Below are 21,921 nucleotides of genomic sequence, written 5' to 3'. Positions count from 1 at the left end.
TCACTCACAAGCTACTACCATCTTTATTTAATACCGCTTCGCCAACCACCTCAGCACCTCCAGCCAACTCTGCTGCCGTCATCCCCAGTGCTATTACCTCAACCAATTCATCATTGGGTAGATCACTAAAAGCATTAGCCAGCATATCAGGCAAAGCCTCTAAGTTTGGCGCACTATCAATCACCACCTTCAGACGGGTTAACCAATCGTCTATATATGGCTGGCTGGCATTTGCCATTTTATCGACATTAGTATCTGCATAGTCTATTCGTATAGGCGTAAATCTCCCTTCCTTTGATACAGCAAGGGTTGGGGATGGATTCTCACTAAAGTCCGCTTTCACACCAGAGTCTTGCGTAGCCTCATCTTGTCGGCCACGAGCAGCACGTCCTCGACTTCGAGCTTGTGCCGTAAGCGGTGCGTCGACATCGACATCATCTTCACCGAGTTTATAGGCTCGCATAAAGTAGGTTTTAGTCAGACGTGCCCCCGCTTTTTGTAGTTTTTCATCACGATTAGCCAAAGCTTCGGTCACATCCTCATCAGACCACATAGACCAGACAGGCATTGGCTCATTATCACCTATATTTAAGCGCACCACATAACGCAATAGCTCATTGATGGCGTCGCTTATCATTTCACCATCGGCATCACGTATGTCGTCTGTTACCTCAAGCCCAGCCTGTGCAGAGGCATTGGTGCTCGATGAATCAGTCGATTGATCCTGTCCAAGCAGTGCAATATTAATCTCGCTACGGCAGTACTTTAATAGTCGCTCAAACATATCAGCAGTTGCCCCTTTGCCAGCCGCCTCAATGATTTCGACAGAGCCATCATTAGGGATAGCACCAATACCGTCTTGGCTTAACACCTCCAAGCTATCCAGTATTTTATCGACCTCAAGTTGCGGTGTACCACGGGGATGCTTACCTACAATAAAAGCTTGACCGTATTTATCGGCAAAGCGTAACCAAAACTTCAGTCCGCCTTTACGGAATATCGCATACCAGTACACAGCTGCCATATCCGCCACACCGTATGGATTGTTAAAGGTTGCATCATTACGAGCCATGATAAACTTCATATCAGGCACAGGCTCAAAGCTCATATTATCAAAGCCTTTAAAGCACAGATCATTATCACCATTGAAGCCAAACCACTCAGGCGGTTTCCCGACGACCTTTGATGGTATCCATAAGCCATTATCTTTAGTCCAATACACCTCAGCTGGGCTATAACCATACCATGCTGCATCGTGTAGCTCACGTATCAAGGTACGCAGCTTGATATTAGCCAGTACCTGCTTGCACAAGTCCATCACTTTATCTGAGGCATCCCCTTGGTCGAGCCCATATTCAAGACCAACGACAGCAGAGCGGCGACGACGCACAGCACCCTTAATGACAGGGTCGACCATAATATCTCGATACACCTCTATATCGCAGCCCAGTTTTTTTAGCACAGGATCAGGATTAGGTAGTGACATCATCAGGGCACCCAAGTCAGAGCCTAGATATGGGTTTATCTTTTCACGACTGGCAATCTCTTGTGACAGTTGGTTGCTTTTGCTGGTCGTTATACTCATTTAGTCATAGCCTCGTATCATATTTTTAAAGCGGTCAAGCAGACCGATACCTTGTTGTACACTGTTATCTGTATCACTGGGGCGAGAGCCTATCGTTAATGCACCATCGTTCAACGTCCGATTGGCATAGTGCATCAGTACCAGTGCCGTCCCAATATCACCATGTCGGTCTTGATTGTCTTTGCCCTTATTTTTCTTTTTTGGCAGTTTTGGCACACCATCAATCACTTCAAACGCAGATAAATCAGACAACACATTCTCATGACGTGGCAAGTTATCAACTGTGCCATCCTCAAGTGCCGCCTTAAACGGTGGCATATTAAGCGCATACCAAGCATTGCTAAACTTGACACACTCAACCACACTTGCGCCATAGCGTTGCTGTGCTTTTTCACTATTAGACGCACCAATACCACCAGCATCCAGTGCCATACCTAACAACATTCGTCCAGTATCAATCAGACCATCGCATATATAATTAAGCACCTGTTCTTGCTGACTAAATGGGATATTCTCTAACTCAAATATCGCTTGGCATTCCAATACCAATCCAGTGGTACGTATCGCAAGTGGGAACACTGTTAAATCCCCATTACGACCATAGTCACCACCCACAAAGCATTTTGCATTGTTAGGCAAGTTATCAATAATAGGTTGTATATTTTCTACACACCACTGATTACAGTCTGCAATCCGCAAGGCTTCAGTTTGTAGATTAAAGTCATTACCACGCTTATATAACAAGATGGGCACATCAGGTGTCATACGGCTTTCGATAAGCGCACGACTAAGCCACTTGCCGCCGCTGTTTTTAGGGATACAGTTAAGCTCTTCATCCAAGTTATCTGCATAAATCTCACGGATTTCATTTGCCCACTTAGCTTCACCTTCAGCAGTCCATTCACGCCCAAGCTTTAGACAAATTCGCTTGTATAAACCTTGCTCTAAGGCTTCATCAAAGGTAGTTTGGTGTAAACTGTAAGGTAGCCTTCCAGCCTTAACATCTTCTACCAGTTGGTTAAAAGGGTTAGTGACACCATTATGAGTACTAATAATACGTACACAGCCACCCCAGATTAGTAAGGCAAATGCCGCTTTTAGTAGTTCCCCCAAATTGTCATGGAATGCCGCCTCATCAATAATCACCCGCCCTTGTTTACCACGTAGATTGCGAGGTGCAGAAGACAAAGCCGTCACACGCCATCCGCTAGCAAACTTGATGGTATAAGCAAGGATAGATTTTTTTTCATCGCCTTCAATAAACACCTCTTCAGACTCTTCAATCTCACCAGCAGCAAGCTGATAATACTTAGCCCAGTCTGCGACATCACGGATAAACTCTATCGCCATATCTTTGGCATAACCGATATACCAGGTATCTTGTCCATTTTGGCGTGAAGCTTCCAGTGCTGATTCACCAGCTTCCGCCCATGAGCCACCAATACGCCGTGATTTCACGAATATTTTTACCGCTGAAGTATCCGCTACCCATGCTTGCTGATAGGGTAAGAATATAGATGGCGTGTTTTTAATCGTGGCATGTTTCATATGCATTTGCCTAACTCAAGAATGGTTTGACAAAATATCCAAATGATAATAACGTCCCAAAGATTTGCTTTCATGAGTGTGCAATCCCCAAGATCTTAGAGCGTATCAAGTCAGCTGTTTCATCAGATAGACCACCAGATTTCACAATATCCTGTACTTCATCAGCGGCTATCTTCGTTTTTTCACGCACTTCAACTTGCCATTTTTTCTGATTAACAGATGCTTTAGACAGCTCAGCAATTCCTTTACTAATTTTAGATAAGGCTGTCATACGTTGCATTGGGCTAACATTGTCATCATCTAGACTTTGTAGTCGCACCAGTGCATTAAAAAACTCTGATTGCATCATCGTAATCACAGTGGATGACAGTGCCCCAGCATCATCAGGATTACGCTCTGCCATATGGATAGCAGCTTGTGTCGACAAACTGACCGCTTGTATCTTTTGCTCATGCTTTTTACCAAAGCGATGCACACTAGATTTACTGATTTCATATCCCATCTCAGTTAACCAGTCAGTTAGCTCTTGATAATTTCTAAAGCCACTATCCTCAAGCCTTTGCTTTAGCAGTTCTAAGTGCTCAGGTGCAAGCCTATCAATCGCAGTTTCCCGTCCCATAGCATTTACTCCCAATACTTAGCAGGGCGAGCGATACCCGCAGGGCAGTCCACCGTATAATCCACAATATCAATACCCACAGCGGTCAGCCTGCCATGCCAATGCCCATCAGGGCTTTTTGTCACCGTCACTGTCTGCTTTTTTTCAAGATAGCTTAGCTGTTGGTGTAGCTCACTAGGCGTTACCTTGCCGTAGATATCATCCATAATGGTTTTGAGTATATGATCAGAGCAGCCAAGTGGCTCACCACGATGCATGGCCACTAGTAAATACCAGCGCATACCCTCACGGCGACTTTTTTGTAAATCAATAGTCATAGCTAATCCTTATTATTGTTTTGGCTAATAATGCCATACAGCCTATCAAGCTTAGCTTCCACCACCGTAAAGGTACGGTTAAAGTCAGACTTATGGACGTACTTAGCAGGCAATTCGGCTTTAAGTTGTAACAAGTCTTTTTCTAGCTGTCGTACCTCACCTGTCTGCACACCCACTTGACGGCTTAGCTTACTTAGCTCATCTTTAAGACCGTCATCACGCTCACGTAGCGCCGTTTCAAAACGAGTAAAAAACGCCTTGCCAGCACCCCAGATACTACCGCCGATAGTCACTGCCAACCCAATTGCTTGATAGGTTTCAAGCTCTAGTATCATCGTTTGTTCCTTATTTCGTATTTAGTTTGGCAGTTAATACAGCGAGTAGCAGATGGCACAGCACATTTACGAGCCGTGCCAATAGGCTTGCCACAGTCCTCACACGCATCAATATCGTTTGGCTCGGCTTGTTTTGTTGCTTGTTGAATTTGCCCATTTAGCCAATATTCAAAGCTCTTATTGGCGGTGTCGATAATGTCACTCACGCTTACCGCCTTTAATCGCTTTGTGGGTAAACTTACGCAATACAGCGTTGATTAAGTTGACAGAAGCGAGCAGTAAGCCAAAGTTTTCAGCAGTCATAAAGGCTTCAAGCTGTGGTATAAGTGGGTCTAGTATGCTAACGATTAATGCCAAAAAGCCCAAGATAGCGTTAAACCAGATAGTTTTGGACTGATACCAGTGCTTAGTATTACTTAGCTGGTTATCATAAGATTGCATAACAGCTCCTTACGCTTCAGAGGTCGGTTGACGATAGTGACCATATTGATAATTTGGCAAATCATAGCGGTAGTGGTATGGCAGGCTAGGTACGCCATTACCTCTTGGTGGCCAGACAAAGGCGTCAAAGCGACTACGGGGATAGGAGGCAATACTGACTTGATTATTTTGATTGCCACCAAGTACCACAAGGCGATTACCTGAGGTTTTACCAATGATAAAGCAGACATGACCACCGCCTTTACGGCTCATCACACCAAGACAGCCATAGGCAGGTTGAGATAGAAGTGTGCCGTAGCTGGCATAGGCTTTGGCTCGATACCAGTGTTTGGGGATACCACGTTTGCTGGCACTTAGACAGTGGGCAGTGAATACACCGCACCAAGGGGTTTCGTCATCCCGCCACCAAGCATTAAGTTCACTTAGCCAGCGCTGGATGGTTTTGTTATGACGGGTGCCTCGGATTTCTGTTAGTCCGATATAGTGACGACCTTCATCTACCCAAGGCAGTTCGTTTTTGATGTTTGGATTTGACATAAAAAAAACCTGTTAACTAAATGTAGTTAACAGGTTATTTATTTAGGTGGTTTTTTTATTTTATGGCGGTTTAAGGGTTATGACTTTAATCATCAATTTTTTTCAGACCTTTATGAGTTTGCTTAAGAGATGTTTTAATTTTCTTAATATCTTCTTCAAGTTCCATGTCTTCAGGAGCAATTCCGCCAATCTCAATCATTGTTTTTCTAACCTTACGTCCAACTTGTTCAGCTGCATTTTCAGAATTACGTTGACCTTTAATGTTTTCATTACGCATTTTTAGTTCTGTTTGTGTAATTCTAAATAGGTTCGCTGCAAGCTCATCTTTTCCCATATAATCTAATAATGTGCGACGTACATCAGGACTATTTTTATAGTCTTTTAACTTACTCAAATTCATATTATACATACCACGATAGCCTGCATTCTGGAATAGTGCATATTTTTCTACTCCAGCTTCTTTTGCTACACCACTAAGTGATTTCTCATGGATGCTAATTTCATCTCGTATCAACACACGTTCAACTTGGCTTGCATCACTGACATATCTACGAATGGTTTCAGCCGCTGCTGCAAAAAATGCTTGTGCCCTTGCGACTTCTAGCTTTTTACCATCTGCATTCATTGCAATAAGATAGCACGCAAATCTTGAAAGTTTATAGTCTTTAACCTCTTCACCATTAATGACTCTATTAACCTGTACGAAATTATCCGTCACATCAATATCTAAAGTCATACACGTAGTAATAGCTTTGTTAACAGGCTTTTTAAAACTGTTATATTTTTGGTAGCCGAGCATCTTCATATAATCTCTTGCATACCAGTAGGTAAATCCATTTTCAGCACAAAGGTCATTAAAGTTTATTGAGCCTTCTTCATAATGAAAAACATCAATATCTTCAAGTGCTAAGTCATAATTTGACATTATAATTTCCTTTAAGTTGTGAAATTAACTTGTAATGCTATTCTACCTTAATTGATAGAATCTATATATGAAATATAAGTATTATTTGATGCTATCATTCATTACACAATTACATATGCTATAATCCCCAACAGAGTCTCTAGCAGACCGTTATGTTTAGCCTTCAACCTGTGCAGAAGGCAACCATAACACCCCAACGCCAAGCCTTGTAGGGTGCGTCCCACGCACCAATGACAACGCCAAGCGTTTTAGAGTACCCGTCTATACAGACACAGAGTACCAAAAGCCCCGTCACATCACTGTGATGGGGCTTTTTTTATTCCTGAACAGTACGTCTGAAAAAGTCTAATTCATCTGAATCATCAAGCCAGCTCACTTCGTCAATACGTTCTAATAAGCCTTTGGGGTTTAATACACCTTGTGCTATTAGCTCCTCAACTAATAAACACCAAGCAACTTTAGTTGCTTGCACCTCTGTCAAAGGCTTTATTTGTTCTTTCTGTTTCATATATTAATCTCCAGCAAACGATTTAATTAACCGCATCATAATGTCAGTTTGTTCCTCACTCATACTCATCAATCCCTCACGAATATCAGGGTTATTTATCATTAAATTAATACGAGCTAAAACAATATCTTGTTCTTCACCATTAATACGATAACTGCGGATATTTGAACTATCTTGTAACGTTTCCGCCCTCACGCCAGTAAATAAATAGCTAACATCAACGCCTAACTCATATGCTTTTTGTAAATAATCACTGTCAGGTTTTCGCTCACCTTTTTCATATTTAATTTGAGCCTGTTTTCTAACTCCACAGGCTTCACCGAACTCTTCTTGGTTCAGTTTTAGGCGATTACGCTCTTCTTTTAATCGTTGACCAAACATAAAAAACCCCAAAGGTACTCAAAAACGTTCATTTAATACTTGACAGTACGCATTTGCGTACCTTAATATACCCCTAAGCAAGTAAAAAACCTTGTGATACTAAAACCTAACCATCTAAGGAAATAAAAATGGCAACCACTCAACCAAAAACTCCAGACCAAGTACGTGCCGAATTATACGAGCGTGGCATCACTCTAAAACAATGGGCACAAATCAACGGCTACCCTGTACCTGAAGTATACAAAATCATGTCAGGCGAACGAAAAGGCTTATATGGACGAGGACATGAAATCGCTGTGAAACTAGGACTAAAAATCCCACTAGACCCAAATAATATATAGGCTTAATTATACCATTACCAACCTTTTTATTCACCTTTTAATATCTAAATATGGTTACTAACTATGAGTTATATCAACCGAACTAAAACACTCCATAAAGAAGATTTATTGTCAAACTTGCAAGTTGCAAAAAACAATATCAATCAACTTGATTCATTATTAACACTACTAATCGATAATTTGACAGAAGACAAAGTAGAAAACCCACCTCTTAAAACATTAACAAATGACTTAATAGCATTAGCAGAAATCAAACTTGAAAAAATCAACAGTAGTTTTCAATCGCTCAGTTTAATAAGTCCAAGTAACTATCGTAACCAAAACACACCTATTAAAAAGCGATTAATAAGATCAAACCAGGTTAGAGCTAAAACCCCCAATGAATTCCGCAAACAGCTTATTGATCAAGGCATCACCCTAAAAGAGTGGGCAGAAGCTCGTGGCTACAACCCAGAATACTGCTCTCGTATCTTAACTGGCATGGTTGAAGGCACACGAGGCAAAAGCCACGACATCAAAGTCGCCATGGGGCTCAAGATTACTCCCACTAAGACACAACCCGAAAATGAGGAGGCATAACCATGAGCCACCCAGTATTTGCTACTTGCACTCGCTGTCATCAAGTCAAACCTTTAAGTCAGCTTAACGGCTACAACCCTATAAGCAAGGATACCAGCCGTGTGTATTGCAAGCGCCTTATCGACTGCCAAAGCCACACAGCAAATAAGACATTGTCCACTCTAGTAGGGTGCGTCTCACGCACCAATACCAAAGCCAAAGCCGACACCCAAACACAGGAGGCATAACCATGACCAAGCAGCCAAAACAACGTAAAGGGGCAACCACCCTACAGTTAGATACTCGTGAGTTACGTCAAGAGCTACGCTATGCCGACCAAATTATCACTACCATTTGCGACCAGCTATCTGCCTCTGAGATAGCCATCATTAACTACAAGCTACGCAAAGACGGGATTAGCGCAATAGATGACCCCATGCGCAAGCTAAAGCGTCAATCAGCCTTATACCGCATTGCACCCAAGCGTGACTCGCTAAAAGTACTATTGGCAGTTTTTCTAGGTTTTTTTATCACCGCTTGGTACTGCGCGTACACCGAAAACGACCTCTTGCGCACCGAGCTGGCAAGAGCACAGAGTCAACCAGTGCAGCTGCTCAAGTCCCACTTTTCCAAAGGGGGATTTAGGGGGATTCCACAAGCAACACAAGGAGAATAATCATGACAAAAATCAAAGACAGTGCCACCAGACGAGCACTCAAGATCCAAAAGGTATTAGCAGGTAAGTCATTAACAGGCATGGCATTAAAAGATATCGCAGACGCCATCGGTGAAAACAGCGTCAACACCCTACGCACGCTACAAACTATGGTCGATGAGGGCATGGCCGTCCAGTTCGAACACAACAAAAAGTATGCACTATCAACAGCCTGTCTCGCCATCGCAAGAGCACACAGCCTAGAGGTAGGACAAGCACAACAGCAGTTAGATGCGGTCAGCCAACGAGTCACTGCCCATGCCAACCAATACTTAACTTAATAAGGATTAAATATGTCAAATACTCACGAACTTATTGGTTATTTAAAAACACAAATGCAATTAAATATTTTAGCTACCACTATGTATGGATCTTTAGCTAGAGAAGTCTTAGGTATGCCAAATACATCACCACAAGATCTACTAGGCAGAGGCTTTGATGACAATGAAATCAGTACGGCAGTAGAGGTTAGTTTTGAGTTAGAACGACTCATTCGTTCAGGAAGATCACTATCACAAGCTTTAGTTTATATGCGTAAACATGGCTGGTTACAACGTATTAATGAGGAAGTTAAATAATGAGTAATATCAATCAAAGTCAATTGGCACAGTTGCAAGAAGTAGTTTCAGATGGGCATCTAAATGTTGCTTTAAGTTTAGGTCAAGCTCAATTTGCAGAATTCAATGAAAAACTGGCGAAAGTTGCCCGAATTAAGTTATGGGCTGAAATAAAAAACTCTAAAGAATACAAGGGCTTAAGGTTAGTTGATCCTGATGGAAATTGGCGGCATATCGCCACTTGGGAAGATTTTTGCCAATGTCAAGGCAAATCAAGAAGAACGGTTGATGAAGAAATTCAAAACTTAGAAGTTTTTGGTGAAGATTTTTTTGAATCAAGTAAAAAAATCGGGCTATCTACACGCGACCTACGTAAACTCCGCAAGCTCCCCGATGCCGAACGTGAAGTCATCATCAACGGTGAAGCGGTACAAGCTGAAGACAAAGAAACCTTGATAGATCTCATTGAAGAAATGAGTGCCAAACACGTCAAAACACGTGACGCCCTGCAACAGCAAATCAATGAGCTCCAAGCAGATGCCAAAGCCAAAGACAGCGTGCTATCGACAAAGAACAAAAAGATAGACGAGCTAGATGCCAAGCTTAGCCTGCGCAAAGACCCAGACCAAAAGCTGGCGGTGCAAAAAGAACTAGAAGCACACATCAGTAGCGAGTTGGCACAAGCAGTGACCAGTATGCTCACCGCCATTAGCCAATTTAATAACTCAATCATTACATTGAAAGAGCAGGCAGTAGAGGACGTACCTCACTTGACATTAAAGATAGACAGTGATGTCAGCTACACCTATAACCGTATCGCCGAGCTAGCAGCTGCCGACGGCATCGAGATCAATCTGGCCGAGATGATAACTCCGGACTGGATGCATGATGCCCTAGACCCTGACAACTTTCAGCTACAAGGGCAGACACCTGAAGAGCTAGCGCAAGACTAACCCTGCTTTTAAGTCCCTCTTTTATAAAGAGGGATTTAGGGAGATTTTTTAACCACAACAAGAGCAACCTATGGATACCGCCACATATAACTACCTAAAACAGCTTGCCCAGCGCCTGCAATCCGCCAAGCATGGGCAAAAAACGCCAATCGTTGAGCAAGCAGCGGAATACCTGTGTTGCTCAACCAAACAAGTCTATCAACTACTCAAAGACGCAGGCCTTACCAAGCCTCGCAAGACACGTACCGACAAAGGAGACAGCATGATAACCAAAGCACAAGCCGAGCTGATAGGTGGCATGATTTTAGTTGCCACCCGTGCCAATGGCAAACAAATCTTGTCAGTTTCTGATGCAGCCGAAATGTTAAAAGCCCAAGGCAAACTACCTGACGTAGCCGTTAGCACCATACTGCGTGCCTTAAAAGCGCATCACTGCCACCCCAGCCAGTTATCCACGCCCACAGCCCACGTTAACCAACGTAGTCTGCACCCAAACCACGTCTGGCAGATTGATGCCTCAGTTTGTGTGCTGTTCTATCTACCAAAAGGCGGCTTAGCGGTAATGGAGCAAAAAGAGTTTTATAAAAACAAACCTGCCAATATTCGAAAGATTGAAAAACAAAGGGTCATCCGTTACGTAGTCACCGACCATTATAGCGCTGCTACCTATGTGGAATACGTCATGGGCGCAGAGTCTAGCGAAAATTTAACCCAAGTCTTCTTAAATGCCATACAAAAGCGTGCAGCGAATGACCCCATGCACGGTGTGCCTAATATATTAGTAATGGACAAAGGCTCGGCAAACTTATCAGGTCTATTTTTAAACTTACTTGATCGTCTGCAAGTCGAGCACATAGAACACGCAGCTGGCAACAGCCGTGCCAAAGGACAAGTCGAAAAGCACAACGACATCGTCGAATGCAAGTTTGAAAGCCGCCTCACATTTTTAAATATCAAAACATTAGATGAGTTAAACGCCTACTGCACCAAATGGCGTACCCATTTTAATGCCACCGCCACCCACAGTCGCACCCGTAAGACTCGCAATGCGGTATGGCTAACCATTACCCCTGAGCAACTACGCCTAGCCCCAAGTATGGAAATATGCCGAGAGCTAGTGACTACCAAGCCAAAAGTTATGAAAGTACGTGGCGACTTAACCGTAACTCACACCATCAAAGGCTATCCAAACCAGACATACGATGTCACCCATCTGCCAGACATCTATCCAAAAGCCGAAGTTGAGATAGTCGTCAACCCTTATCGTGCGCCTGATATTGATGTCACTTGGTTGGACACCGTTTATACCATCAGCCCAATACAGACAGATGAGGCGGGCTTTGCCATTCACAGTCCTGTCATTGGTGAGACGATGATCACCAAACCAGACAGTCAAGCAGATGCAAACCGCAAAGCCATGCTTAAAGACGCTTATGGCGTAGATACCGAAAGCGATGTCGATAAAGCACGTAAGAAAAAACAAGCCGCCTATCAAGGCAAAGTCGACGCCATGGCAGATGTTGACAACAGCCACATAGATGGCAACGTACCCAATGTGATTACCAAAGCTGGTCAAACCATTGATACCAGCACCCATGAGCATCTAATAAAAGGCAATCGTGAACTCAAGCCACTCACTCACGTCCAAGCAGCGATGGAGCTACGAGGCTTATTGGGTAATCAGTGGACACCAGAGCATTATCAAGACTTACAACAGCAGTATCCAAATGGCGTACCCCAAACCGCCATCACCGATATTGCCGACCGCATCGTCATGGGCAAACCCGTACAGCACCTAAAAGTGGTTAACCATTAACTAATTCTACTTTGTAAAAGGGCAAGGCTTTTAAATCCCCCTTTTTCAAAGGGGGATTTAGGGGGATTTGATAAAAACAAGGAACGACCATGAAAGCACTCAAGCAGTTATTAAAAGAAAACAACATTAGCCAGCGCAACCTAGCAAGTCATCTTGGGATTAGCCCTGCAAGCGTTAGCCTAATGCTAAATCACAACCAGTACCCAAAGTCGCCAAACAAAAGCATTGTCATCAATGGCATAAACCGCTTTTTAACCGATCACGGTATCAAGTTTGACACTCAACCAAAACAGCAACACCCATCAACCAAGACAACAACCCAACAAGAGGATGAACTCATGCTACTCCGCAAACAAACCTTAACCGAGTCAGCACGCAAACACTTCAAACTGTTTAGCAACCCATTTACCAATGATATTCGCAGTGCTGATGAGCTATATCAGTCAAGCGATACCGCTTACGTGCGTGCAGCCATGCACCATACCGCCAAGCATGGCGGCTTCATCGCCGTCGTTGGCGAGTCAGGTGCTGGTAAAACTACGTTAAAGCGTGACCTTATTGATCGTCTCAAACGTGAGAACCAATCCATTATTGCCATTGAGCCGTATGTCTTAGCAGCAGAAGACAATGACATCAAAGGCAAAACCCTAAAAGCAGCACACATAGCCGAAGCGATACTAAACGCCCTAGCACCGCTTGAACACATCAAACGCAGTCCAGAGGCTCGCTTTCGCCAAGTACATAACGTACTAAAAGAAAGCCACAAAGCAGGCAACAGCCATGTGCTTATTATAGAAGAAGCACATAGCTTGCCAATACCGACCCTCAAGCACTTAAAGCGTTTCTTTGAGCTTGAAGACGGTTACGACAAACTGCTTGGCATTATCTTAATCGGTCAAAACGAGCTTGGGCTAAAGCTATCTGAGCAAAACCCAACCATACGTGAAGTAGTCCAGCGTTGTGAAATAGTCACCTTGCAACCCATAGCACCTGCCGAATTAGGTGGCTATTTAGCCAAACGCCTGGGCAAAAATCAGGATATTAACAGCATCATTGATGACTCAGGCATCAACGCCATCGTTAGCCGCCTAGTACGCACAGACAGCAAAGGCAAAGTAACTCAAAGCCTTATGTATCCACTTGCGATAGGCAACCTACTAACAGGTGCGATGAACCATGCCACAGAACTAGGCATACCCGTTATCAATGCCGATTTAATCATGAATGTATAACCCAACTCAATTAATAACAGAAGGAATATTACGATGACAGACACAACCATAAATCAAGCCCCAGAAGGCTATATGCAAAATGATAAAGGACATCTAATTCCCATCGATAAGGTAAAACCTATCGACATAATTAGAAACGAAGTCGTCAAAAAAATGGTTGATACCGCCAGACAACTACAAACAACAATGCGTCAAGATAAAGCAACACTATTTGCAGACTTCAATGATTTTGTAGCCTTATCAGCCAGTGAATATGACGTACATCTTGGCGGCAAAAAAGGCAATACCAGCCTAATCAGCTATGACGGTAAGTACAAAGTGCAACTTGCCGTCAGCGAAAATATCGTCTTTGACGAACGCTTACAGATTGCCAAACAGCTCATTGATGAATGCTTACATGACTGGACAGCTGATAGCAATGACAACATCAAAGCACTGATTAACAATGCATTTCAGGTCGACAAAGAGGGCAAGATTAGCACACATCGTGTACTTAGCTTGCGCAGTCTTGATATCTCAGACAGTAAGTGGCTTAAAGCAATGCAGGCCATTGGTGATGCAATTAAAGTCACTGACACCAAAGAATACATCCGTTTTTATGAGCGTGACGACTCAGGCAAATATCAACAGATTGCATTAGATTTTTCTAATGTATAACCCATTTTAGTTATTTAAAAATCAATAACAGGGTGAGTAGCGCAAGCCACTCACCCTTTTTAAAACACCAAAAAACAAGGCTATCACAATGACAACCAAATACACCCCAACGAAGCCCAAATTAATCCAGCTTATTCATATTGGTAAAAGTAAACTTGGATTGGACGATGGCACATACCGCCATATGCTCACCGAGCTTACAGGCAAAGACAGCACAAAGAAAATGACCAAACCAGAGTTATTAAAGGTGCTAGATAATTTACGTGATAAAGGCTTCACCCCAGCCAAGCCCAAGCGAGCTGGCAAGCTAAAACAAGCTTGCGACCCACAATCAAAGTTAATACGTAGTTTGTGGTTAGAGCTTCATGACGCTGGTGCAGTACGTAACCCAAGCGAGCGAGCACTAGCTAGTTATGTCGAGCGCCAAACTGGCAAATCAGCATTACAGTTTTTAAGCACAAAAGATGCCAGCCAAGTCATCGAATCACTCAAAAAATGGCTAAATAGACTGTAATTTTGCATAATAATTGACCAGACCTGCCATGCTACACACACCTAAACAGTCACAAACACTATAAAATAGTAACTTATAGTAGATAGCATGGCACATACAGGGGGCTGGATATGACGGATAAAAAGACTGGCAAACACACTCAATTAGGCACTGCATTCCTACAAGACATGGTGGGGCAAGGAGCAGACATACTGGCCAAATTTACAGACATACCTCCAGAGTCATGTGAACAGATTGCTTTTCATTTAGCCGATCGTATGACAGCACACTGGGGCGGCAGTATGCTCTATGTTCCCAAAAACACCCCAGCCGAGCTACACAAGCGTGATCTAGCTATCTGGCAGGACTTCAACGGCACCAACCACCACCAGCTTGCACAAAAGTATCAGCTTTCAATGGTAACCATCTACCAGATCCTCGCCAAAGTCCGCAAATCCCTACCCAAAACGCAAGAAGACCTGTTCGATTAAGAGCAGGCCTTCTTATTTTTATTGATTTTCTGATAACGCCTAGTGTAACCTCATTACATATTCATCCCACATAATCCCTAGCTATCCCACTTCTTCCCACATTTATAACGCCTTTCTGGGGTATTTATCTAGGGTGTGGTCACTGAGCTTGCTGTATATACAAATTGGTAGTCAACTCTGCAAAAGTCAAAGGAACATAAGGCCAATGTGCCAAACGATGACGGCGCTGGCGTAGCTCCTCTTTGTCCAGCCAAGGATCTAATGGCAACGGCCGAGTTGTCAAATAACTGGCATCATAAAATGGGCGATAAGTTAGCCATTCAATATAGTGTGCTGGACGTAGCGCCTTATCATCTAGCGTATTGCGCTCAAGTAAGCTGTGCCAGTCATATTGGTGATGTAACTTATACCAAGTGTGCAGTGGGAAATCATCACTGAGCCAGTCAGGACGGGTAAATTGTTGATGACTGGGTTGAAAAAAGCGACCTTTGAGCACCACATAACGTCTATCAATCTTCAGCTTATGGTAGCCATCTAAGTCTATCCAAACGCTACGAAATGGCTTGCTTTGCATATGTGTCAGTTTACGCTCTAGAGTATCACGTGAGTTAATACCTACCCAATTGCCAAAGTCATAAGGCGCTGAGCCCAAATAAAACTTAATCGCCAGCTCCCAATGCTCCACCTCACCAGTGTCATGATTACACAAAATAAAATCTAGCTCGCCTGTGGTCTGCATGCCATTGTACAGCTGCACATTGTGTGCCAGTACCTCGTAGGGATGTAGCCCAAGTTGATACCCATCTTCTAGCCAAAAGTGGATCAATCCCTCAAAGTGAAAGCCTAGTCGATAAGGGCTAGGGCGGGACATTAAGTAACGAGTTAAGTCTTGATAACTGTTGCCAGTATCCAACTGTTGCAAGCGGGGAGCATACCGCTGAAACTGCTGTTGCCAAAAGCTAGATGGATGCACAAAGATGGGTGGTGACACCAAATTTGGCTCAGGTGATTGCCATTGTTTTAGTGCATCAGGACAGGCTAACGCAAATGCTAAATCCCGCACAAAAGGGCGGTGGTACTGCTGCCAAGGCGAAGCACTGTACCAAGGCGATGCGTCTGAGCTTACCTTTACACTTGAGTCTGTGTTTGAGTTTAAGATATTGGGCATGTTTTTGGTAATCTAAGATAAAAAGCAGTTTAATAGAAAAACAGTTTAAAAAAGCGGCAAAACCCTATGCGCCATGTTGTAAAATCCAATCGGTTGCCATCTGCCAAAGCTCTGGTGCTTTGGCATGGGTCTTACTGCTAAAGTAGCGCATATGGCCGATATGCTTTAAGCCAAACTGCTCGGGCGTCATCATGCGTTTTTCTGCTGGCATGGCGGTAAAGACGGTGAGCATATCATCGACGTTTTTGGCATTGGCAATGTCATCATCACTGAAGTTTAACCATAATGAGGGCATGGTAAGCTTATCATAATAATGGGTGAAGACAGTTTTACCAAAGGCAGTTTTGATATAGCCCTTACCATTGCACCAGTCACGCCACTGTTTGGCAACCCCACGTGGCAGGGGCTCACCCATATTAAACTTATCTGAAGGAGTATAGCCCAAAAGTAGGTTGCCTAAAGTAATGGCGCCATCCATAAACAAGATGGCTTGCGCTTTAAATGGCATCTCCATATTCTTAATACGACCAGATGAGCAGGCGACATTGACCACTGAGCTTAAGGCTTGATAATTGGGCATTAAGCCGATGAGTTGTCCGCCGGCGCTGTGACCGATTAGATGATAGTTGGCATTAGGAAATTCATCTTGTAGCGCATCTAATACCGCAGTGGCATCATGGCGACCCCAACTGATCAATGAGGCATCACATTTGGCTAGCGGAGAGGTTAAAGAGTCACCGATGCCTTCGTTATCATAGGTGATGACTCCAAAGCCTTGGCTGGCCAAATAGCTGGCAAAACTGTTATAAAATAAACGCTTAATGCCAGTTGCTGGAGCAAGCATGATGGCATTTTTGACCTGTTCATTGGTTTGTTCAGCAGGGCTATATAAGGTGGCGGTGAGCGGCTGATTGCGCTCGGTCATTATGGTCAACGTGTGGGTGCTGTGAGTCATAGGAACTACCTTGTAAATGTTTATGACATATCCCAACCGACAAAGGTTTGGGCGAATGAAAAAGTGGCTGCCTTACTTTGTAGACGCTTGAACTTGCAGGCGCTTGATATCATAAGAGATTTACCTCTGTATTTATAGTAGCAACTTAACACGCACTGTTCATTATATATGGCAACAAGAGTTTTTTAATAATGCAGTGAATAATGGGTTAACTAATGAAAGATGCTTTGATTTGATAATAGATAAGCGTAATAAAAAACCAATATAAAAAAAGCAATGCGCAATCAGTTGCGTGTCAGTTAAAAAAAACACAGTGATAAAGCTCGATTTTTTGCGGTATGTTATTATACTCAGTTGACACTTATTTAAAATAAATCCATTTTACCCTTTAAGGGGGCACAAATTTATGACACAAGCGTCAAAACCAAGCTATAAAACCATCACCAGCAAAGACGTGGTTAACGTTAGTGATGCAGTCGATAAGTCAGACATCACTCAGCCATTAGTCGCGGTATATTGTGGCTCACGTATCGGCAAAAACCCTATTTATGAGCAAGCGGCCAAAGATCTGGGGGCTGCCTTGGCAAAAAATGACATGGGATTGGTGTATGGTGGTGCCAGTATTGGCCTAATGGGTGCGGTCGCAGATGCCGTTATTCGCGGCGGTGCGCAAGCGGTTGGCGTAATCCCGACCTTTATGCTCGATCACGAAATAGCGCACGATGGCTTAACCAGCCTGCATTTAACCGATACCATGCACACCCGCAAGGCACTGATGGCCGAGTATGCCGATGCATTTATCACTTTACCTGGCGGATTGGGCACGCTTGAAGAGATTATGGAAATTGCCACTTGGCGTCAGCTGTATCAGCATGAAAAGCCAATGGTGATTCTCAACATCAATGGCTTTTATGATCCGTTAATTGAGCACTTAAAGCACACCACAGAAGAGGGCTTTATGAAGCAAGAGGATTTAGACCGCTTGGTGGTGTGCAATGATATTAACTCAGCTGTGGCACTGTTAAATAAATACGTACACATCCATGATCCGATTGCGACTCATAAAATCTGAAGCGGCATAAGATCTAATATGCTTACCTTACTTAAGAGGCTAGACTTAACAGACTAAGCTAAGACTGAAGAGGTGTGACCACGCCTGCCATCGGTAACGGGAAGGCTCTTTGCTGTGCCAACTGCTCAGCCAGTACGTCTATGCTGGCTTTGTTAACTTGCTGAAGATAATCCCATTGGTGCTGATGTCGCGCTTGATTCTGTGACTTAAGTGCGCCAATCAGCTGCTGCTGTTGCAGTTGGCTTACCAAATCATCAGACGCTTCTAACGCAGATGAGGCTTTTACATTCTCAGCACGGGCGTAGTGTTGCTCAGGATAAATGCGGATATCAGCAACCCGAAGCGTGTCATTGTCTCCTGGGATTTGCTGACCGCCATATAAGGCATTTTGAGTTGGCTTAGCTGAGGCAAAACGCGGCACAAATTCACTGACCTGTTCAATGGCACGTTGGCTGCGCTGCTGTAAGGTCTTTGGATTCCAGCCTTGATCAATAAAGCTTAAATACTTATCTTTTAACTCAGGTTGCGCATCGTCTTCTTTAGCAGCAACCAGACCGTCATCAAATAAAGTTACTTTTTTATTCATACTATGAATTTGGTAATAACCATCGGGATAAGGTGTCAGTTGTACCATCCCCTGTGGAGTGCCACGCTTGCCGTGAATAATAATCTCAGGCAACTTGTGACTGTTGGTGTGACTGTTGGTGTGACTGTTGGTGCGACAGCCGGTGTGGTGGTTTTGAGTGGCTGTATCTGAGCGGTCATTATTCCAATGGGTGACGTAGGAGGCCTTAAACTCAACCATACGCTGCGCAGAAACGCCCACCATATTGTCAATCACACCGGTACGAAAGCCGCAGGCATTAATCAGATAGTCCACTTCTAAAATAGCGGGTTGAGCGTTGTGATTTAATTTTTCAGTTGTCTTAGTTTGGTTGTTTGCTTCAGTTTGGCTGACGCTTTGATTTTGATGAGTCCGATAGTGTAGCTGCCATTTTTTATCATTATTACTATTATTACTGCTGTCTGCTTGAGTGACATCAACCACTTGGGTGTTGAGCAGTAAATAGGCATTGGGATAGGACTTAAGCGCCAGCTGCGCTGAAGCAGCTAAGCGGAAGATATTCCAACCATATTCTTGTACCAAGATAAGCGGGAATTTTAATTTATCTAAATCCAGTTGCTCGGCGGCAGCGGTGACCCATTTATCCAGTGTATCCAGATTAGCATTGCTCGTCATCAATGCTTCAAGCTCATCACGCTGATATAAACGGTAGTAATCTTCTGGCTCACCCAAGACTTTATTGGCTGGGTCATCAAGGATCATCTGTTGATATTCTTGAGTAAGCAGCTGCAATCGAGGCAGCAGATCTTGCGGATTGCCGTCATCACGCAGCGGCACCGCAAATACAGTAGGGCGCACATCTATGCTATAAGGATACATGCGCAACATATCAATAGACTGCTTTAATAACTCAACACAGTCACTATCTGGAATTTCACGATACAGGTTGCCACCAGCGTGTAAGTGACACATGGGTGGCCCATCGATTAAGCTGGCTTTGCTCTCGAACAAATAAGTCTCTATTCCTAGCGCTGCTAGACGAATGGCAATCGTTGATCCAGCAACACCACCGCCAATAATACCCACTTTAAGTGGTGGGTTAGAGTTGTTGGTTGCGCTGGTCTGTCTTAACTTAGTGTCAGTGTCTATAAATGGAGAAGTATTGGTCATCTGGGTCTTTGTATTTAAATACTTATGGTTTTTGACGGTTTATTAATGGCTAGTTAGTTTATGGTGATGACTTGGTGAAGTTGCAAGCCTAAAGTATAGCTACTGTTTGCTCTATTTTTTCATACCTTTCTGATACTTCAGGACATGTTGGTAGTGATATGTCCGACATATCGGACAGCTTTATGGTGTTATTCATGATATAAATTAACAAGTGTTCTTAATTAAGTTGCTTTGATAAAAAATTGAGGTAAATAAAACATTTTATTAGAGTATTTATATGAATTTGGAATAATTTTCTTTAAGTAACTTATGTTGTTATAGTACATTTTTATAAGATGCATAATATAAATTAAGAATACGATGAGCTTACTTAATTATAATTATTTTCAGGCATAAGGAGGGGTTATATATGAAAAAAGTATTAGCTATGCTGCCACTGTCATTGTTGTTTAGTATTTCTGCGCAAGCTTCAATGAGTTATGAATGTTGGACTTATAAGAACGGCAGTCCTGACAAAATGACTAAAGTGTCAGCTAATAATAAAAGTGAAGCTGAGAGCAAAGCAAAAGATAAATTTCAAAATGATTTAAATATATCTTTTGACTTTGTGAAGTGTAAATAGAGTGCATTTGTTTAACACTACATTGTTATTGTAATAGTAAACTTTACTCATAAGCAATGTTTAATAAAGCGTTTAGTAATTAATAGCTTATTGGTCAATAGGCATTTAAGCCAAATGTATCAATAAGCTATTTTTTGCTTTTTATTAGTGAGTGAGATAAGTAGATAGGTATATAAAAAATATCTATACAGTGGCTATTTATTGTGAGTATAAATATTTTGAATATTAAAAATAAGGATATGAGAGTGAAAAAATTATTTGTTTTATGCATGTTATCAGGATTGATGCAACCAGTATTGATGCAACCAGTATTGGCTGGTACTCAAGATGCGCATATAATTAATATTAATGATGCTGAAATGCCTCAATGTATTGATAGTGAATTGCCCTATGAAGGTTTTTTAATGAATGCGGATGATGTTAATAAATCATCATCTATTGAGGGAGTAAGCTTAGTTACGATGCAAGATATAACAGCGCTTTTGGCCAAAGATAAAAATACATGTGAAAGAGTGGTAGCTAAGTTGGTTCAAACAGCTAATAAATAAAGTTATTATTTCTATCAAAGCTGGCTTATCTAATTTTTATATAGTTTTAGCCACCACTACAAGAAGGTTGTCATTAGTTGGGAGTGTAGTACACTTATTACAATATCCAAATTACTTATGAAAAATAATGACCAAACGCAATAAATCAAGACAACATCCTTCAAAAAAAATAAGACGTCAAAAAAGCTTGCAGCACCAGCAAAAACAGCAAGGTTTAATCGCCATTGGGTTGTATTTGGTACTGGTCATATTGATGTTTTCAGGTAGTATTAGCCCGTTAGTTGCCGGATGGTATCTGGCGCTTGGTATCCTAACTTATGCAATCTATGCTAAGGATAAGAAAGCAGCAGAGCAAGGGCGTTGGCGTACACCTGAGATGACTTTACATCTACTTAGTGTCCTCGGTGGCTGGGCAGGTGCGATGCTGGCACAAAGTAGGTTGCGTCACAAAACCCAAAAACCAGAGTTTCGTATGACCTATTATCTGACTGTTATTATTAACTTGGCGGGGTTGTTTTATCTGATTTCAGGTGGCGATTTTTCTCAGCTTTAATGGATACCAACAAGCCTAATGTAGCTTTTGTAATCTGCTAGGATTACGAGGGCGTGTCCCTAATTGGATATAGATGGTCAAAGATTGAGTTTTTAGCTAAGTTATGACTTCAAGCTAAATTTTTTCATTAAATATAAGATAAATAGAGCTGAAAAAAACATAAATAACATATGGATAATAAAAAGCTCTAGAGGAAGATCTACCACGAATTTCGATAAGAACAGATTAAGGCTCACAAGCCCTATTATTCTTATTGAAT

30 protein-coding genes are annotated in these 21,921 nt (G+C 42.6%); 16 read left to right on the top strand and 14 right to left on the bottom strand.

The genetic code is table 11. The annotated features are described in order from the left end of the window. Nucleotides 1–4: 4 nt before the first annotated feature. The 11 genes from H140_RS13825 to H140_RS15050 form a co-directional block, all read right to left on the bottom strand. A complete protein-coding gene (locus tag H140_RS13825) occupies nt 5–1,585 on the bottom strand; it encodes a DUF935 domain-containing protein (RefSeq protein ID WP_019672297.1) in 1,581 nt (526 codons plus the stop codon). Beyond that, nucleotides 1,586–3,133 carry a terminase large subunit domain-containing protein gene (locus tag H140_RS13820; protein ID WP_019672296.1) on the bottom strand — a complete coding sequence of 516 codons (1,548 nt, stop codon included), beginning with the start codon at nt 3,131–3,133 and terminating at the stop codon, nt 1,586–1,588. 70 nt (nt 3,134–3,203) lie between these two features. Continuing rightward, nucleotides 3,204–3,752 carry a DUF3486 family protein gene (locus tag H140_RS0103625; protein ID WP_019672295.1) on the bottom strand — a complete coding sequence of 183 codons (549 nt, stop codon included), beginning with the start codon at nt 3,750–3,752 and terminating at the stop codon, nt 3,204–3,206. Between the two features lie 5 nt (nt 3,753–3,757). After that, on the bottom strand, nt 3,758–4,069 hold the full coding sequence (locus H140_RS0103620) for a hypothetical protein (protein ID WP_019672294.1): 312 nt from the start codon (nt 4,067–4,069) through the stop codon (nt 3,758–3,760). Nucleotides 4,070–4,071: 2 nt separating this feature from the next. After that, the gene (locus H140_RS0103615) at nt 4,072–4,404 is read right to left on the bottom strand and encodes a hypothetical protein (protein ID WP_019672293.1); all 333 of its coding nucleotides are present in this window, start codon (nt 4,402–4,404) and stop codon (nt 4,072–4,074) included. Beyond that, the gene (locus tag H140_RS0103610; RefSeq protein WP_019672292.1) at nt 4,401–4,610 is read right to left on the bottom strand and encodes a TraR/DksA family transcriptional regulator; all 210 of its coding nucleotides are present in this window, start codon (nt 4,608–4,610) and stop codon (nt 4,401–4,403) included. Before H140_RS0103610 ends, H140_RS0103615 begins: the two co-directional genes overlap by 4 nt. Further along, nucleotides 4,603–4,845 (bottom strand): hypothetical protein, encoded by a 243-nt coding sequence (locus H140_RS0103605; RefSeq protein WP_019672291.1) that lies wholly within the window; start codon nt 4,843–4,845, stop codon nt 4,603–4,605. Before H140_RS0103605 ends, H140_RS0103610 begins: the two co-directional genes overlap by 8 nt. Before the next feature lie 9 nt (nt 4,846–4,854). Further along, entirely contained in the window at nt 4,855–5,382 is a 528-nt protein-coding gene (locus H140_RS0103600; protein WP_019672290.1) for an NlpC/P60 family protein, read from the bottom strand. Nucleotides 5,383–5,467: 85 nt separating this feature from the next. Then, complete coding sequence (locus H140_RS0103595; protein ID WP_019672289.1) at nt 5,468–6,307, bottom strand: BRO family protein; 840 nt, start codon at nt 6,305–6,307, stop codon at nt 5,468–5,470. 316 nt (nt 6,308–6,623) lie between these two features. Beyond that, entirely contained in the window at nt 6,624–6,815 is a 192-nt protein-coding gene (locus tag H140_RS0103590; RefSeq protein ID WP_019672288.1) for a hypothetical protein, read from the bottom strand. A 3-nt stretch (nt 6,816–6,818) separates the two neighbouring features. After that, nucleotides 6,819–7,196 (bottom strand): helix-turn-helix domain-containing protein, encoded by a 378-nt coding sequence (locus H140_RS15050; RefSeq protein WP_019672287.1) that lies wholly within the window; start codon nt 7,194–7,196, stop codon nt 6,819–6,821. A gap of 128 nt (nt 7,197–7,324) precedes the next feature. Between H140_RS15050 and H140_RS0103580 the strand changes: the two genes are divergently transcribed. From H140_RS0103580 to H140_RS13810, 12 genes are all read left to right on the top strand, one after another. Continuing rightward, a complete protein-coding gene (locus tag H140_RS0103580) occupies nt 7,325–7,537 on the top strand; it encodes a DNA-binding protein (protein WP_019672286.1) in 213 nt (70 codons plus the stop codon). A 63-nt stretch (nt 7,538–7,600) separates the two neighbouring features. After that, a complete protein-coding gene (locus H140_RS15400; protein WP_019672285.1) occupies nt 7,601–8,116 on the top strand; it encodes a DNA-binding protein in 516 nt (171 codons plus the stop codon). 2 nt (nt 8,117–8,118) lie between these two features. Next, entirely contained in the window at nt 8,119–8,343 is a 225-nt protein-coding gene (locus tag H140_RS0103570; RefSeq protein WP_019672284.1) for a hypothetical protein, read from the top strand. A 2-nt stretch (nt 8,344–8,345) separates the two neighbouring features. Continuing rightward, complete coding sequence (locus H140_RS0103565) at nt 8,346–8,771, top strand: hypothetical protein (RefSeq protein WP_019672283.1); 426 nt, start codon at nt 8,346–8,348, stop codon at nt 8,769–8,771. Between the two features lie 2 nt (nt 8,772–8,773). Next, nucleotides 8,774–9,091, top strand: coding sequence for an IclR family transcriptional regulator (locus H140_RS0103560; protein WP_019672282.1), 318 nt, complete (start codon nt 8,774–8,776; stop codon nt 9,089–9,091). A gap of 12 nt (nt 9,092–9,103) precedes the next feature. Beyond that, complete coding sequence (locus H140_RS0103555; protein ID WP_019672281.1) at nt 9,104–9,388, top strand: hypothetical protein; 285 nt, start codon at nt 9,104–9,106, stop codon at nt 9,386–9,388. Continuing rightward, nucleotides 9,388–10,320 carry a hypothetical protein gene (locus H140_RS0103550; RefSeq protein ID WP_019672280.1) on the top strand — a complete coding sequence of 311 codons (933 nt, stop codon included), beginning with the start codon at nt 9,388–9,390 and terminating at the stop codon, nt 10,318–10,320. The genes H140_RS0103555 and H140_RS0103550 overlap by 1 nt, the downstream gene beginning before the upstream one ends. Nucleotides 10,321–10,390: 70 nt before the next feature. Further along, entirely contained in the window at nt 10,391–12,136 is a 1,746-nt protein-coding gene (locus tag H140_RS0103545) for a DDE-type integrase/transposase/recombinase (RefSeq protein ID WP_019672279.1), read from the top strand. Nucleotides 12,137–12,225: 89 nt separating this feature from the next. Beyond that, entirely contained in the window at nt 12,226–13,368 is a 1,143-nt protein-coding gene (locus H140_RS0103540; protein ID WP_019672278.1) for an AAA family ATPase, read from the top strand. Nucleotides 13,369–13,401: 33 nt separating this feature from the next. Continuing rightward, complete coding sequence (locus tag H140_RS0103535; protein ID WP_019672277.1) at nt 13,402–14,025, top strand: DUF3164 family protein; 624 nt, start codon at nt 13,402–13,404, stop codon at nt 14,023–14,025. 88 nt (nt 14,026–14,113) lie between these two features. Further along, on the top strand, nt 14,114–14,539 hold the full coding sequence (locus H140_RS0103530) for a gp16 family protein (protein ID WP_019672276.1): 426 nt from the start codon (nt 14,114–14,116) through the stop codon (nt 14,537–14,539). Nucleotides 14,540–14,649: 110 nt separating this feature from the next. Then, entirely contained in the window at nt 14,650–15,009 is a 360-nt protein-coding gene (locus tag H140_RS13810) for a Mor transcription activator family protein (protein WP_019672275.1), read from the top strand. Nucleotides 15,010–15,148: 139 nt separating this feature from the next. Here the strand turns inward: H140_RS13810 and H140_RS0103520 are convergent, their stop codons facing one another. After that, the gene (locus tag H140_RS0103520) at nt 15,149–16,177 is read right to left on the bottom strand and encodes a DUF1853 family protein (RefSeq protein WP_019672274.1); all 1,029 of its coding nucleotides are present in this window, start codon (nt 16,175–16,177) and stop codon (nt 15,149–15,151) included. A 64-nt stretch (nt 16,178–16,241) separates the two neighbouring features. Beyond that, nucleotides 16,242–17,132: an alpha/beta hydrolase family protein gene (locus H140_RS0103515; protein ID WP_019672273.1), complete on the bottom strand. Its 891-nt coding sequence runs from the start codon at nt 17,130–17,132 to the stop codon at nt 16,242–16,244. Between the two features lie 406 nt (nt 17,133–17,538). On the opposite strand from H140_RS0103515, the gene H140_RS0103510 reads away from it, so the two are divergent. Further along, nucleotides 17,539–18,204 carry an LOG family protein gene (locus H140_RS0103510; protein WP_019672272.1) on the top strand — a complete coding sequence of 222 codons (666 nt, stop codon included), beginning with the start codon at nt 17,539–17,541 and terminating at the stop codon, nt 18,202–18,204. A 58-nt stretch (nt 18,205–18,262) separates the two neighbouring features. Here the strand turns inward: H140_RS0103510 and H140_RS0103505 are convergent, their stop codons facing one another. Then, nucleotides 18,263–19,939, bottom strand: a complete 1,677-nt coding sequence (locus H140_RS0103505; protein WP_019672271.1) for an FAD-dependent oxidoreductase — start codon at nt 19,937–19,939, stop codon at nt 18,263–18,265. 409 nt (nt 19,940–20,348) lie between these two features. Between H140_RS0103505 and H140_RS0103500 the strand changes: the two genes are divergently transcribed. The 3 genes from H140_RS0103500 (at nt 20,349) to H140_RS0103490 (ending at nt 21,662) form a co-directional block, all read left to right on the top strand. Then, nucleotides 20,349–20,561 carry a hypothetical protein gene (locus tag H140_RS0103500; RefSeq protein WP_019672270.1) on the top strand — a complete coding sequence of 71 codons (213 nt, stop codon included), beginning with the start codon at nt 20,349–20,351 and terminating at the stop codon, nt 20,559–20,561. 245 nt (nt 20,562–20,806) lie between these two features. Continuing rightward, complete coding sequence (locus H140_RS0103495) at nt 20,807–21,109, top strand: hypothetical protein (RefSeq protein ID WP_156819069.1); 303 nt, start codon at nt 20,807–20,809, stop codon at nt 21,107–21,109. A gap of 127 nt (nt 21,110–21,236) precedes the next feature. Next, on the top strand, nt 21,237–21,662 hold the full coding sequence (locus H140_RS0103490) for a DUF1294 domain-containing protein (protein WP_019672268.1): 426 nt from the start codon (nt 21,237–21,239) through the stop codon (nt 21,660–21,662). The last annotated feature ends 259 nt before the right edge of the window (nt 21,663–21,921 follow it).

Source organism: Psychrobacter lutiphocae DSM 21542 (genome assembly GCF_000382145.1).
In the GTDB taxonomy this organism is placed as follows: domain Bacteria; phylum Pseudomonadota; class Gammaproteobacteria; order Pseudomonadales; family Moraxellaceae; genus Psychrobacter; species Psychrobacter lutiphocae.
This window is presented reverse-complemented; position numbering and strand designations above follow the sequence as displayed.